General features: G+C 35.8%; 21 protein-coding genes. 15 read left to right on the top strand and 6 right to left on the bottom strand.

Annotated features, from left to right (window positions below; all coding sequences use genetic code 11):
- The first annotated feature begins 24 nt into the window (after nt 1-24).
- Nucleotides 25-810, top strand: a complete 786-nt coding sequence (locus HUW48_RS19960; protein WP_182412620.1) for an alpha/beta fold hydrolase — start codon at nt 25-27, stop codon at nt 808-810.
- A gap of 271 nt (nt 811-1,081) precedes the next feature.
- Here HUW48_RS19960 and HUW48_RS19955 read toward each other — a convergent pair whose 3' ends face one another.
- Entirely contained in the window at nt 1,082-2,071 is a 990-nt protein-coding gene (locus HUW48_RS19955) for an aspartate-semialdehyde dehydrogenase (RefSeq protein ID WP_182412619.1), read from the bottom strand.
- 146 nt (nt 2,072-2,217) lie between these two features.
- On the opposite strand from HUW48_RS19955, the gene HUW48_RS19950 reads away from it, so the two are divergent.
- Nucleotides 2,218-3,321, top strand: coding sequence for a hypothetical protein (locus tag HUW48_RS19950; RefSeq protein WP_182412618.1), 1,104 nt, complete (start codon nt 2,218-2,220; stop codon nt 3,319-3,321).
- Between the two features lie 199 nt (nt 3,322-3,520).
- Here the strand turns inward: HUW48_RS19950 and HUW48_RS19945 are convergent, their stop codons facing one another.
- The 3 genes from HUW48_RS19945 to HUW48_RS19935 form a co-directional block, all read right to left on the bottom strand.
- Complete coding sequence (locus HUW48_RS19945; RefSeq protein WP_182412617.1) at nt 3,521-3,754, bottom strand: hypothetical protein; 234 nt, start codon at nt 3,752-3,754, stop codon at nt 3,521-3,523.
- A 4-nt stretch (nt 3,755-3,758) separates the two neighbouring features.
- Complete coding sequence (locus HUW48_RS19940; RefSeq protein ID WP_182412616.1) at nt 3,759-4,334, bottom strand: hypothetical protein; 576 nt, start codon at nt 4,332-4,334, stop codon at nt 3,759-3,761.
- Between the two features lie 74 nt (nt 4,335-4,408).
- Nucleotides 4,409-4,792: a S24 family peptidase gene (locus HUW48_RS19935; RefSeq protein WP_182412615.1), complete on the bottom strand. Its 384-nt coding sequence runs from the start codon at nt 4,790-4,792 to the stop codon at nt 4,409-4,411.
- Between the two features lie 148 nt (nt 4,793-4,940).
- On the opposite strand from HUW48_RS19935, the gene HUW48_RS19930 reads away from it, so the two are divergent.
- The 8 genes from HUW48_RS19930 to HUW48_RS19895 all read left to right on the top strand — a co-directional run bounded on the left by HUW48_RS19930 (nt 4,941) and on the right by HUW48_RS19895 (nt 9,257).
- Nucleotides 4,941-5,288: a helix-turn-helix domain-containing protein gene (locus tag HUW48_RS19930; protein WP_182412614.1), complete on the top strand. Its 348-nt coding sequence runs from the start codon at nt 4,941-4,943 to the stop codon at nt 5,286-5,288.
- Between the two features lie 9 nt (nt 5,289-5,297).
- Nucleotides 5,298-5,513, top strand: coding sequence for a helix-turn-helix domain-containing protein (locus tag HUW48_RS27625; RefSeq protein WP_182412613.1), 216 nt, complete (start codon nt 5,298-5,300; stop codon nt 5,511-5,513).
- A 79-nt stretch (nt 5,514-5,592) separates the two neighbouring features.
- The gene (locus tag HUW48_RS19920; protein WP_182412612.1) at nt 5,593-5,901 is read left to right on the top strand and encodes a hypothetical protein; all 309 of its coding nucleotides are present in this window, start codon (nt 5,593-5,595) and stop codon (nt 5,899-5,901) included.
- A 412-nt stretch (nt 5,902-6,313) separates the two neighbouring features.
- Complete coding sequence (locus tag HUW48_RS19915) at nt 6,314-6,970, top strand: hypothetical protein (RefSeq protein ID WP_182412611.1); 657 nt, start codon at nt 6,314-6,316, stop codon at nt 6,968-6,970.
- A gap of 153 nt (nt 6,971-7,123) precedes the next feature.
- Nucleotides 7,124-7,513, top strand: coding sequence for a DUF4265 domain-containing protein (locus HUW48_RS19910; protein ID WP_182412610.1), 390 nt, complete (start codon nt 7,124-7,126; stop codon nt 7,511-7,513).
- Nucleotides 7,514-7,562: 49 nt separating this feature from the next.
- Nucleotides 7,563-7,808: a hypothetical protein gene (locus HUW48_RS19905; protein ID WP_182412609.1), complete on the top strand. Its 246-nt coding sequence runs from the start codon at nt 7,563-7,565 to the stop codon at nt 7,806-7,808.
- 279 nt (nt 7,809-8,087) lie between these two features.
- The gene (locus tag HUW48_RS19900; RefSeq protein ID WP_182412608.1) at nt 8,088-8,531 is read left to right on the top strand and encodes a hypothetical protein; all 444 of its coding nucleotides are present in this window, start codon (nt 8,088-8,090) and stop codon (nt 8,529-8,531) included.
- A gap of 36 nt (nt 8,532-8,567) precedes the next feature.
- Nucleotides 8,568-9,257: an SOS response-associated peptidase gene (locus HUW48_RS19895; RefSeq protein ID WP_182412607.1), complete on the top strand. Its 690-nt coding sequence runs from the start codon at nt 8,568-8,570 to the stop codon at nt 9,255-9,257.
- A 5-nt stretch (nt 9,258-9,262) separates the two neighbouring features.
- On the opposite strand, the gene HUW48_RS19890 is transcribed toward HUW48_RS19895, so the two are convergent.
- Together HUW48_RS19890 and HUW48_RS19885 are read right to left on the bottom strand one after the other, a co-directional pair.
- Nucleotides 9,263-9,457 (bottom strand): hypothetical protein, encoded by a 195-nt coding sequence (locus HUW48_RS19890; protein ID WP_182412606.1) that lies wholly within the window; start codon nt 9,455-9,457, stop codon nt 9,263-9,265.
- Between the two features lie 24 nt (nt 9,458-9,481).
- Entirely contained in the window at nt 9,482-9,781 is a 300-nt protein-coding gene (locus HUW48_RS19885; protein ID WP_182412605.1) for a hypothetical protein, read from the bottom strand.
- A 123-nt stretch (nt 9,782-9,904) separates the two neighbouring features.
- Here HUW48_RS19885 and HUW48_RS19880 point away from each other — a divergent pair, with 123 nt between their 5' ends.
- The 5 genes from HUW48_RS19880 (at nt 9,905) to HUW48_RS19860 (ending at nt 13,983) form a co-directional block, all read left to right on the top strand.
- The gene (locus tag HUW48_RS19880; RefSeq protein WP_182412604.1) at nt 9,905-10,261 is read left to right on the top strand and encodes a hypothetical protein; all 357 of its coding nucleotides are present in this window, start codon (nt 9,905-9,907) and stop codon (nt 10,259-10,261) included.
- 219 nt (nt 10,262-10,480) lie between these two features.
- Nucleotides 10,481-10,864 (top strand): hypothetical protein, encoded by a 384-nt coding sequence (locus tag HUW48_RS19875; RefSeq protein WP_182412603.1) that lies wholly within the window; start codon nt 10,481-10,483, stop codon nt 10,862-10,864.
- 56 nt (nt 10,865-10,920) lie between these two features.
- Nucleotides 10,921-11,670, top strand: coding sequence for a DUF3800 domain-containing protein (locus tag HUW48_RS19870; RefSeq protein ID WP_182412602.1), 750 nt, complete (start codon nt 10,921-10,923; stop codon nt 11,668-11,670).
- 223 nt (nt 11,671-11,893) lie between these two features.
- The gene (locus HUW48_RS19865; RefSeq protein ID WP_182412601.1) at nt 11,894-12,460 is read left to right on the top strand and encodes a hypothetical protein; all 567 of its coding nucleotides are present in this window, start codon (nt 11,894-11,896) and stop codon (nt 12,458-12,460) included.
- Nucleotides 12,461-13,410: 950 nt separating this feature from the next.
- Entirely contained in the window at nt 13,411-13,983 is a 573-nt protein-coding gene (locus HUW48_RS19860) for a hypothetical protein (protein ID WP_182412600.1), read from the top strand.

The following is a 13,983-nucleotide window of genomic DNA, read 5'->3' as shown; positions in this document are numbered from 1 at the left end:
TTTTTCATGGTTAAATTAAAAAAGATGAAAGAAATAGATCTACAAACTGTTTCCGACTCTGGCGGTTCGGATAAAGTACTTGTATTTTTACATGGCTTTTGCGAAAGTAAAGAAGTTTGGGAAACCTTTGTTCAGCCTTTCCGCGAATCGTATCGGGTTATCGCCATTGATTTACCTGGCTTTGGTAAAAATACCGCTCCCCGACTGAGTTATTCTATGGAAGAAGCGGCGGCGTACGTGCATAAAGTTTTAAAGAATCTGGAAATTAAAAAATGCTTGTTGGTAGGGCATTCCATGGGTGGTTACGTGGCTTTGGCCTTTGCCGAGAAACACAACAATATGGTTAATGGTTTGTGTCTTTTTCATTCCAGTGCCTTACCCGACTCCAAAGAAAAAAAAGCTACTCGTACTAAAACTATAAAATTTATTAAAAAAAATGGCTTATCTGTTTTTATGGATGCTTTTACCGCACCTTTGTTTTCACCGGTAAATCGAAAATACTTCGCAAAGGAGATAAAAATGCTTACCGCCATTGGCAAAGAAACACTTCCGGAAGCTGTAATAGGAGCTATTAAAGGCATGCGCGACCGGAAAAAAAGAACTAAAGTTCTGAAAGATGCCCGATATCCGGTACTATTTATAGCTGGTAAAGATGATCAGGCCGTAACCTTAGAACAAACACTCGCGCAATGTTATTTACCGGCCCATTCTACTGTTGTTTTCTTAGCAAAAACGGCTCACCAAGGTATGTTTGAAAAACCAGTAGAAACCCGCAATGCGTTGCGCAGTTTTGCCGAAGGTATACTTTAGCCGAAATCGCAAGTTTTCACTAATCTTACAGATTATTTTAACAGCAAGGAATCTGCGAAAAAATCCATCTCTCCCAATCATTACTTTTCTTAGGCAAGGAGTTTCAAAACGAGCTAAATCTTATTCTTTAGTTCAGTTCCTTTTAAACTTCAGCTTTTTTATGGCAAAATAGAATCAGAATAATCCGAGAGATCCTTAAAATCCGCGATTCAGAAAAAATAAAGCCCCAACGTTTCGGTTGAGGCTTTTATTTGTTTGTGAAAAGCTACTATTATACCAAGTCGTGGGTGAGCAAATACTCCGCAATCTGTACGGCATTGGTAGCCGCGCCTTTACGTAAATTATCTGCTACAATCCACATATTTAAAGTACGTTCCTGGGTTTCATCTAACCGGATACGTCCCACAAATACTTCATCTTTCTGGTGCGCATCTTGCGGCATAGGGTATTTTAAGTTTTTAACATCGTCAACTACTACTACACCAGGCGTTTTTTCCAGAATAGCATACACTTCGTCTAAAGTAAAATCTTTCTCAAATTCTACGTTCACCGATTCGGAGTGACCGCCCATTACCGGAATGCGCACAGTTGTAGCGGTTACTTTTACGCTATCGTCACCGAAGATTTTTTTGGTTTCTTTTACCATCTTCATTTCTTCTTTGGTATAGCCATTTTCCGTAAACACATCAATATGCGGGATCACGTTTAAATCAATTTTATACGGGTAAGCCATATCGCCTTCTTTCCCGGCGCGCTCATTCATAAGCTGATCTACGGCTTTTTTTCCGGTACCAGTTACCGACTGGTACGTAGAAACCACAATTCGCTTAATTTTAAAACTTTTATGTAACTCATTTAAAGCTACTACCATTTGAATAGTAGAGCAATTAGGGTTCGCAATTATTTTGTCATCTTTGGTTAATTCCTGAGCGTTAATTTCGGGTACTACCAGTTTTTTGGTCGGGTCCATCCGCCAGGCCGAGGAATTATCAATAACCGTAATACCGGCCGCCGCAAAATTGGGAGCCTCAGCTAAAGAAGTACTACCACCCGCCGAAAAAATAGCAATCTCGGGTTTAGCAGCAATGGCTTCTTTTACACCAATAACAGTCAGTTCCTTACCCTTAAAAGTTTTCTTGGTGCCGATTGATTTTTCGGAAGCAACTAATAATACTTCATCAACGGGGAAGTTACGTTCCTCCAAAACTTTCAGGATTTCACCGCCTACCAGGCCGGTGGCACCTACTACTGCTACTTTCATGGGTTTAATTGAATTAAAAAAAATAAAAAATGTTAGCTATACGTTGCTGAAAACCGGTTTTAACTTAAATAACAGCTGGTTATAATTAAAACTATTTTCAAAACGAGGCGCAAATAAAATATATTTTTCAAGACTAACTGCTTTTAATGCGAAAAATTTTACTTTTCTTTTTATTATTTTACAGATTTATCAGCTTTGCGCAGTTGCAGGAGGATTTTACAGACGGAAATTTTTCCCAAAATCCGGTATGGCAAGGCAAGGTCGAATCTTTTATAGTAAACCCGGCACATCAGCTACAAAGCAATGGGCCAGCAGTAACGGGTACGCAATTACAACTCACTACCGCTTCGCAGTCGGCCGTAGATGTATCCTGGGAATTTTGGTTACAGCTTAACTTTGCTACCTCTGCCAGCAATTACGCCGATGTTTATTTATTATCAGATTCTACTAATTTACTTGGTAAAAACAGTGGATATTTTGTGCGTATTGGCGGTACCGCCGATGAAGTGAGTCTATTTAGGAAAGATGCGGGTAAAACGCCGGTAAATATTATTAATGGAGTAGATAAAACAGTTGCTAGTAGTACCTTAAACACCGTAAGAGTAAAAGTAAACCGCAATGTAGCAGGCGAATGGCAATTGGCCGCTGACTTTTCGGGTAAGGGTTCGAATTATACCTTGCAAGGCACTACTACCGATAACACCTACAAAAAAGCAGCTTTTTTCGGGATTTTAGTAAAGTACTCTTCGGCAAATGCTAAAAAGTTTTTCTTCGACGATATCCGTATCCGCGATACTAAAGCTCCTTCTTTGTTAACTATCAATCGAACGGGTTCTCAGACAGTAGACGTAACTTTCAGCGAAGCTGTAGAACGAACTTCAGCAGAAACAACTAATAATTATACAATCGGCCCTGCCAATGTACATCCGCTTACCGTTACTCAAGATGTCAGCAATACAAGTTTGGTGCATCTTACTTTTGCCGATGAATTTATCAATGGCACCAATACTTTAACTGTAAATAACGTCCGCGATTTATATGCAAATGCACAAACGGGGCCAGAGAATCGTGCTTTTACGTATTTGCGGCCTGTAATAGCGCTGCCCGGCGACGTACGTATTACCGAAATTTTGGCCGATTACTCGCCAGCCGTAGGTTTACCAGAAAGCGAGTACTTTGAAATTTATAACACCAGCGCCAAAACTTTTAACCTGGCAGATTGGAAGTATTCCGACGCCACTACTACATAAGAATAATAATTTAATTGTTATTGTAAACAATTGTAAATCAGCTTGATATGTATAGTATTTTACAAGTTAAATTATTATTTGCACACGATTTGCACACAACTGCTCTTAATCCTTACCTTTCCTCGCATTATCTTCTTTCAATCGCATCCATCTTGAAGTACTTACTTTAGGGTAAGTGCTTACAACGCTTACTGACATATTATTTCATAAAAAAGGGTTCTTCCGGATGTTCTTTCTGATGCTGTAGGATTTGGTCTAAAGTATCGTCAGAACTAAGTAGCTCGCGGGCGTTCTCATATCCCAATACCCGGGCCATATCGTAGGAGTTAACGTACAGTTGGTTTGATTCCTTGTCTTTGTAAAAGCGAACCGGCCAGCCTTCCACACTATCTAGGTATGTGATCCGGTTCTCATCTTCGGCGATAATTTGCATTGGATTAACTGGCCTTTCTAAAGTAACGATGATTGAATTCTAATTTAGCTGCTTCCTTTTGTTCATCAGTACGGCTTTGAAGCCAACTTTCCATTTCAATCTTGTTGGTAGCTCGCATAAAAGCGTTTCGCACCTCTCGCAAAGTAGAAAAGTCGCTTTTTGTACTTTTGCCAAAGTCTTCCGATGGAGTGTAAAATATATAAGAATGCATAACAGAATCCAAAGTACTTATCAGACTTTCTATCCCGAACATGTCTATTAACCCAAGTATAGGTCTAACATCAAAGGGCTCATCCAAATGATTAAATATAAATTTATCATTAAGTTCCGCGCCTGGTTGAGATTTAATTTCTTCTGCCTTTTGGATTTTTTCTTTCATGCGGTTTAAGTGAAATTCCACCTCCGAAATGTTATTTCTAAGCATGGTTTGAGGCTGTAGCGCATCTTCCCGGTAACTAAGCTTTAAAGCGGCTTTCAGGCTAATTGCATCAATAGCATCATTCTCAAATGCTTCTAATGCAATTTTACGTAATTCTTCTCGCAATGAATCTTGTGCTGGGTTTACTGTTGTGGTTTTCATGGATGTAGGTTTTAAGTTTAATTAAAATGAATAATCATTAGAATGATGGATATGTATTTACTTGCTAGTTTTGCTTAGCAAATGGTCTTAAGAATTTGAGTGATTATAAATAACCCTTTGACTAGGCTTTTATCAATTTCTTGATCGTTATAGTGTTCACTATTATCTCTTTTTAATAGCCACTTATCAGGAGTAGAACCTTTGTAAATTCTGGCAACAAAGGCCAATTGTGAGGTGAAAATCAAATAAGAACACCCGAACTGAATCCAACTATCCGGCTTTTGCATTCTAACCTTCAGATGATCACCAGGACCTATGAAAGGAAGCATACTATCACCTCGATGCTTGATAATATATTCAGCCTCAGGATCCTGTTCATTGAAGTTGTCATTTCGTTCTAGGAAAATACCCCTTGCTAAACTGGGTAATTTACTTGGAGATACGATTAAGCTTTCCATGGTAATTATTTTTAAATTGTAACTTTTAGTTTTGATAAAAAGAACTATATTTGTATAAGTTCGTATTAATAGAACAAATATATAGTTTAATAACGAACTATGCAAATAAAAGTTATAAAATAACGTACTTATTTTTGATTAGTTATTTATGGAAGAACTAACCACCTTTGGAAAGAGGTTAAAACATTATAGAAAGGCAAAAAAGTTAAGTGGGGAGGAGCTTGGCAGAATTATAGGGACAAACAAAGGGCAAATCTCATACGTCGAGAATGATAAGGCTTTACCTACATTAGAGGGATTTATCAAGCTTTTAAACGCCTTTCCTGAACTAGACGGTAATTGGTTAGCCTGCGGAGTAGGGGAGATGCTAAAAGTTGAATCAATGCCTCAGAATAGCCTAGAAGCGGCTAATTGTTGGAAGCTATTAGAATTAGAACGAGCTAAATCTAATACTTACTTGGATCTGTTAAGGAACAATAATATAAAAATTGAGTAGTTTTATTTTATGATAACGATTCAGTTACCTGATAAATTTGCTTTAACGGTGGAACAAGTAGCTGATCTGTTAAGTGTGGATGAAAGAACAGTAAGGAAATATGGAAAGTTAGCAACAACTGACCACAGACACCTTAGAATGTTCGCTTTTGGAGGAGAGTATAGAATAGAGCTAGCGGAGTTGATTTCTTACATTAAACGTAATTATCAGAATGTAGATATCTAGTTTATATAAAATATCAATCGCGTTAGCTCTCGAAGGGAAGCTTACCTTATTAAAGTTTGAATCACCAAATTATTTAATCATGCCAGATGTGCCCTCTAGAGAAGAATTTGTGGCCTTACAAAACGAGGTTAACAATTTAAGACAAGAGATATCACTTCTAAAGTTAAGGCCTAACTATAAGAACTGGTTAAAGCCAAAAGAAGCTTTGGAGTTCTTGAATATCAAAGATAATGCTACCTTAATTTCTAAACGTAACCAAGGCTTGATTGAATACCGCAAAACGGGTAAAAAAGTAGATTACTACCTACCCAGCCTGGAAGCTTACATTGATAAACTTCATATCAAACCTGAGATTAAACAAGACCGGCTAAAGAGGATATCCGAATGACCCTCATTAGCCTTAAAACAACTACCTTTGCAGCCCGTTTATACTATTTAATATCGTAATATCAAATAATATAATTTATTATATTGGTAAGGCTTAAACCTTACTTATATGATAACAGATCCAGAGCAATTAGATTCGCACTTGTGGGTTTCTCGTCAGGAGGTACTAAAAATTATAGGTGAAACAAATAACGGCTATCTTAAATATTGCTGCGGAGAAGGATATATTAAGTTCCGGAGGGAGAAAGGTAAGGGCAGAAGAATAAGTTATTATAAACCAAGCTTAAGGGCATATCCCGCAATTCGCTAGCAATTAATTGATGACGTAGCGGATAGGGTTTACGGAAAGAAGTAAAACACCCTTGCACTTCTTGCACTTTCGACACTATTAAATCTTTGATAAAGTCTTGGTAATGAGGAAAGATGATTTTATTGACCACCTCACAGAAGCATTCATTTTGTTGGGTTGTATAGGATTAACCGGCTTAGTTTTTTACGCTGCTGATGAAATCTTAATGCTTATTAAAGATGCACAACAAAGCGCTATTACAGATTGGATACAGGCCATAGCTTCTATTGTTAGTGCCGCTGGTATAATACTCACTTACAAGGCTCTAAAAGAACAAATCAAAGTCAATAGATGGCAAATGCAGAAAGATGTTATCGAAAAAAAACCAAGATTTAGAGTCCTGAATTCTAGTTCACATCTTTATAACCAAGAAGATATAATTTTAAAGTTTCAAAATATTGGACAAGATGCTATTAATATAAGTGCAAGAATTTATCAAATTTCAAAGTCTTATCAAATTCCACCTCGGAAATATGTTCAAAGTATTATGAATTTGGTTGATATTGTCAAAACAAATGAAACAATTGAAATAAATTTGTTTGATATGCTCTACCAGGACAATATAGAGGTTGTTCTTGAATTTTATGATTCATTTAATATTGCTTATTACCAAATAATTTATTCATATCTTCTTAAAGACAATATATTTTTTAGTATATATAATGTTTATGAGCAAGATGAGGAGTACTTTAGTCGCGTAAGGTCTGACTCATACTATTAACTTTTGTAATATATCCTTATTATTCAATTCTACTTTTCAAAAACAATATCTTAAGTAGGAGATTAATTACTCCAGTTTCCATGGATGATAACTTAGAATTAACTGTAACCTACAAAGGCGAAACGTATTAATAATAATTATGCAATTCTTGTTATGGGAGAAATTAACATCAAATTATATAATCCTGAGGATGGCTGGAGTTGTACTCTGGATGCTCTACAGCTTTCTGATATTGAATTTGAATTAAGGAGTAATCACCTCTGGGAAGAAAGTTTAACCTATGGAACAATTATCCAAGTCGTAGAGAAACAAGAGCCGGATAATTCATATGTATTAAAAGCTATTAGGAAAGAATCAGACTTTTATACAAGTAGATTCCTGTTAAATTCTAATACTGATCAATCTAAATTAAGAATGATTGGTGATGAAATTATGGAACTTGGTGGTTATTGGGAAGTGGTTTTTGGTGGCTACGCTATTGTTAACATTCCCAAAGATTCTAACTTTAAATTAGACGAAAGGATTAAATCCATAATGGGATAAATGAAGCAGATTATCTTACACATTGTGCATTATTAGCTAAATTCTGTCTATGGAAGATAACCTAGAGTTACCAGTAACCTATAAAGGCGAAGAATATACTTTTCCTGTCCGAATTGTACAAACCGGCTACACCCACAAGCTAGAGGTAAACGTAAATGGACAACGTATTTTGTTTGAACCAGATGAAAGCCAGGAGTACCGGGCCCTGGTGGATGAATCAGAGTTAAAGAATTTTAATGTAGAAGTAGGCCTATTACAAGCTATTGCCCAGGTGATTGAATCTATCCGGCAGTAAGTTTGTCTGCTTAGCATGCAATTGTATGATTTTATAAAATGTAACAGCGACCAACGTAAGGCTATGGTTTGGGAGCATGGGCAGTTTGTAGCGGATCGGATCAGCGGGGATTACACTGTTTGCCTTTATCACATGGGTAAGTTCTTTGCTGAGATCTGGTACCATGTAGCAGATAACGAAATACAAACTGTAAGAGGATTCAAAAGCTTAGCCCAATTAGAGCCATACTTAAATCTTGTGGATATTTCAGAATTTAAAAATTAATTATCTTACCAATCTATGACAAGAATTTATACCTTACTATTTGTTTTCTTTCTCTCTTTGCATGCTTTTGCGCAAACCAAAAAGGATAATACAATTACGGTTAATACGGGGCTACCAGCTTCGGAAGCTTTTACCGCCTGGGGTATACATTTAGCTGCTAATGGCTACAGTATTGATAAAAGCGATACTAGTTCCTTTACTATTTCTACAGGATCTAAAGATACAAGCCGCTTAAACTATGCATACATTGTTAATTCATCAGTGACAGATAGTGGACTAGTAGTAATTAGGATGAAATGGCAATTAAAATCAAGTGCTTTAGCTGGAACAAAAGCAACAGATTTTTATGATTGGGAGTACGCTACAGCCAAAAGCAACGTACAAAACATTATCTTTCAGGATATAAACAAGGTTATTCAATCATTTGGGCAGTATCCTGTAAGTTACTCTGTAAAATAGTTAGTCTAAGTGTTGGCTTTTCTTGACTTTAAGTATATGTGCGGACGTTACTCAGAAACTAAAGATATTAATGTATTGGAAGAGCGGTTTGACTTGCAAATAGATAAGAAGTATAAGCCCAATTATAATGCCTCTCCAGGGAATGTGTTACCGGTGATAACTAACAAAGATCCAAAGAACCTCACCTTTATGCAGTGGACGCTTTTGCCGCATTGGTCCAAAGAACGTAAAATTAAATACAGCACATTTAATGCGAAAGCAGAAGAACTCACTGAGAAGCCTTCCTTCCGGAGCCTTATTACTACAAAGCGCTGCTTAGTGCCCGCTAGTGGCTTTTATGAATGGAAGGATGTGACTCCAGAAGAGACGGACATGTTTGGTCAACGATTACCTAATCCGAAAACCAAGAAGGAAAAGCAAATATATTTTATCAATTTAAAATCGGACGAGCTCTTTGCCATGGCTGGTTTATGGGATGAGTGGATAGATCAGAAAACGGGAGAAATAGTATCTTCATTCACCATTATTACCACAACTGCCAACGAGTTAGTAAAACCTATTCATCCGGAACGAATGCCGGTAATATTAACCCGGGAAACGGAAAAACTCTGGTTGGATAATAGCTTATCAAAGGAGCAGTTATTAGCCCTTCTAACGCCCTATGAAGCCCAGGAGATGAAAGCAAAGCCACTACCTGGTATTGTTGACTTTCCTAATCCTAAATAAGGATCTTATTTAATCTCGCTTTTTCTGGTAATCATATCTTTAAAGAAGTATACTTTTACATAGCCACCATGAATGGTAGGATATTGTAAGTTTTTAAACACCTTATTGGCTTCTGCTTCGGTGAGGTGATCTATAATCATTAAGTCCTTTTCGCTGTTTTCTCTGCGCAGCACTATTTTGTAGTTAGGCTGTATATCCATGCTTTTACCCTTTCGTGTAAACATTTACTTTATTAAAGGATTATTTTTCAATACTTCCATCCAGTGAGCAAGATGCTTAGTCTCCGGTTCAAAATCTCTTCTGAGAAAGTGTAGGTTATTAGCTGCCCTAGCCATGTTGCCGCAACACTGGTTCCAGGCCGCGTTAAACTGGTGGTAAGTATCATTATTCATATCAAACCGACCGACCATGTGAGGTTTTTGCTTAAGGGATTCAATGTCTTCGTGTAGTTGTTGCATCAACCCCTCGCAGGAGTGCAGCATATCAATTACTCTTTCAAAACTCTCTTCTTGTTGCTTTGTCATAATGCTATTATACTTAGTTATTTTGTGTATAGTTAGTAAATAAATCAAAATAACTAAAAATATTAGTAAAAATAATTTTGTATTCGTACTTTGGCAGTATCAGAAAACTAAAAAATAAAACATATGAGACTTATATCCACTATTACCAGGGAGGAATTAATTGAGCTAGTAGGAATAGTGCTTCCTTCAGATTTTAAAGTTAATCCAGAGGATTGGAAGGTACTTGATTATGGAGATGAACCAGGCACTGCTTTTCGTTACGATGCAGAAGAGTATGAACTACGAATTACCTGGGAAGAGGAAAGTCCTATTTGTGTCTTTATAGTTGCTCAGGGCCATTTTGAAGCCTTAGAAGCGGACCAACTTAATAATATTCAGCAAAAACTCCAAGAAATGGGTTTTAATATCCTAGCTTTAGGAACATGGGATTCTCCGGTTACAGAGTGGGATTTTGATATTACCCCCAATTTAATAAGATAGATGTAGGCCCTTCTTGTTTTTTCTAGTTATTAACCGGCAACCTACAGTCCTTAGGGTTTAAAATAGAAAGTAAATAAAAAGCAAAAGCCCGATATAGTGTCGGGCTTCTTTATTAAATGTTTTGTTTTTTCCGAAGAACTACCTTTTAGAGAGATAGTATGTTCATTAATTTAATTTATATTTACATGATAACATATTTAATAAATACTATATTTACTAATGTTTAGGAATCCTCATCAGGAATTAGACAATGTGCTTACTTTAATAAATAAATATCCTCGTTCAACAGTTAATATAAATGATTTATCAACCGCTCATGAAGGGTTAATTTTTGAAGAAGGAGAGTTGCTGCCCATTTTAGAAAGATTGATAAAGGACGGGTATGTTGGGCGCCAAATTCACACATCTGGAAATACAACTGTTTATTTAACGTTTGACGGTAAATATTTCTTAGCTGAAGGTGGCTATATCGAAAAACATAAAAAGGAAAGATACATTGCGTGGTGGATTAAGGCCAAAACAATTGCAACAGTTTTATATTCAGTTGCTGTTTTAGGTGTGGCTATATGGGCAGTCTGGGTAGAATTCTATAATGATAAATGAAATAGTGCTTTCATGGCGATCAGAAAATATATTAATAACAGGTATTAGATAGATTTATGTATTTAATGTATGTTGATGAAAGCGGGGATGCTGGAGTCTTTACAGGTGGTAATTCTCAACATTATATATTAAGTGGGATCATAATTCATGTAAATGATTGGAAGGATTGCTTAGAAAGATTAGTTAAATATAGAAAGTCTTTAAGAGACTCTATAGGTTTACAACCCAGGGTTGAGTTACATTGCTCTGAACTTATTCGCATTCAGAAAATAGAAGAATATAAAGCAATACCTAAATACCTGCGTATGGCTTTGATAAATTCCTTTGTTAGTGAAATGCCGATAATATTTTCAAAAGGCAAGATAATTAATATCTGTTTGAAGAAACTAGAACTTCCACAATGCAAAGATTTTCAAGTTTTAGCTTGGTCTAGGTTAATTCAAAGATATGATACCTTTTTAAAAAAAACGGATAACAGCAAAGGAATAATAATAAGTGATGATTCCGGAGAAGCTATTTTAAGAGCATTGCTTAGAAAAATGAGAGTTTATAATCCTGTCACCTCACATTTTCAGAGATATCACAATCCAGTTATTGATAATATAATTGAAGATATATTTTATAGAGATTCGTCTCATTCACATATAATACAAGCTGCTGACTTTATTGCTCATTGCTTATATAGAAAAGAATTCCCGAAAGGAAGTTTAAAGAAGTATGGGTTAGATCGAGTATTTAATACACTTGAACCTATTTTATTAAAACAAGCAAGTAATATCGATCAATTAGGAATAGTGCGCAAATAAAAAAAAATGCCCCGGTTACAAACCGAGGGCTTTTCGTGGCCTGGCAAAGAGCACGGGCTCCAAGCAAGTCACATACAAATATACGAAAAATTTCTACAATAGGTATAAAATTTTATATATTTAACTATGTTAGTGCAATTTTTATTGGAATAATACTAATTTATCCTAAATTTTTTTCACTTAGATATGAGGTAATAAATTGATGAATTTAAGTTAAAGTGAAATGAAAAAAGATTGGTTGATGATTTTCTGGATGGCTTTTCTTGGTTGTCTAATTATAGGATATTTAACTTGGGCTGTTTTTTTCGTGGATAAGCCAGAAACTAAAGTGTCAGTTTTTGGTATTACAGCAGCTATATCCGCTGCTGTTACATCTGTGCTTGCTGTAAATATTAATCATAAGAAAACCAAAGAGCGTGAGTTTGAATTTTTAATACTAAAAGAAAAGCAAAAAGTTTATAGTCACTTTTATAATGCATTATTTGATTCATTTCACAATTCAAGGGTGGGTCAGGAGGATTTTTCTCAAGAAACCTTGAATGAATTAATGAACTTTAAAAAGGGCTTAATTAATTGGGGGAGTGAAAGACTGATTAAAAAGTATTTAACTTATGATAATATAATAGCAGGTAATACAAACGTGCTTGAAATAATTACTGCTAGTGATGAATTTTTGCGAGAGATTAGAAAAGACCTTGGTCATGAAGAAGCTAAAAACATCAATCTGGTTGGTGTAGTTTTAAATCCAGAGGCAAGAAAAGAGTTATATAATCTCCAATCGAATTCTTAATTATTTATAAATAGCCTAAACAAAGGTTCGCTGTAATTTTTATTACCTATAATGCCATTCCCTATTCCTCTGCCCTAAACTCCTAGATATTATCCTAGATGGTCCTGCTGTTACCTGCAAGTGATTCTAAAATATATAGATCAACCTTAGATCTGCTTGTTAAATAAAACACATAGCCATAATTAAGACCTTTTTGCTTGTTCTTTAAATTGCAGGATTAGAATTACCTTCTCGCGTTGGGAGCAAGGCTAGTAAATTAATAGTCCACAACAAAGCCTATTACAATCCAGCAATATAAACTTCTGAACAGTACGCCTAATATTTCCTTGTACTAAGGGAACGGAACAGGTCTTTTAATTTTTTAATTACTCCTTTTCGGGTTAACTAAGGGATTAATCTGCATACTATAATTTAGCTTCTCTGATACAAAAAAATCTTAAAATATTCTAGCCATTTTGGGGTAACAATTTGGCTATTAGTTGTATATTTATATGAAGCTTCATTATTAGTTTATTCATTCAAGCACATCCTTAAACGCTGCCATGTAATGTTGGATAAGGCCACCAACAACTAAGTAAGATATGAACCCACATTGTCCCTGTTATTTTTATTTTCAGGGGTGTAAACGGAGGAACCACCTGCAATTCTCTCCTATTTATTCAGATTTAGTTATTATTCAAGTTCATTATTTTATCAGAATTACTTTTGTAGGAATATATAGGATGCGTTTCCTGACCTAAAGCATTTTGCTTTTCCTTCAATTAAGTTTTATTACTTCCTCAAGTACTCAAAATCAAGGCATATTATTGTCCGAGTATCTTATTGCCTTTTCAGCAGTACTGATTGTGGATTAGAAGATCGAGGCAGGAGATTTAAATTGACCATTCAGTTAATAAAGCTACTTGTTTGACGCACGCTCACCTTATTTTTTACCCTAATGTTTACTCAAAATGAAAAATCGAAAACTAGTTCCTAATAGTTTACATCTGCCTTTAATTTATATAACTGCTATTATCCTTCTTCTTTCTTATACAGGGCAGTCTCAGGACTTGCATTCTATAGATGATTTCGAAGTACAAAGTGGCGAGAAGGCCTTTTGTGAAATAAAAATAAGCAACCCTTCTCTAACAGGAAATGCAAAATCCAATTCGGGCGTTAAGAAAGCCCAGCAAAATAAAACGAAACAAGTGGATTCAAAAAAATACCAGCTACAAGCCAATGAGTTTGGGCTATTTGACCAAGTTTCCGGTATTCAGCCCAAGCAGAAAGTACCCGTGCAATTAAATTACCCAGCAGGAAGAGTAGGTGAAAAGGTGGCGATAATCATGTTAGATGGAGGAACTCTCGACAATGGCAAGAAAGTAAAAGTTACGCAACTGGATACTCAAAAAAAGATGACTTTTGAATTGCAAGTTACCTCCGATCCGGGCCTTTACCGAGTGCTTTTAAAGAAAGGTAGTGACACTAAAACAGTACAGCTTTGGGTTGGCCCTAAATTACCCATGTCGCATAATAAACTTTAA

Origin of the sequence: Adhaeribacter radiodurans (assembly GCF_014075995.1) — a bacterium.
Lineage (GTDB): Bacteria > Bacteroidota > Bacteroidia > Cytophagales > Hymenobacteraceae > Adhaeribacter > Adhaeribacter radiodurans.
This window is presented reverse-complemented; position numbering and strand designations above follow the sequence as displayed.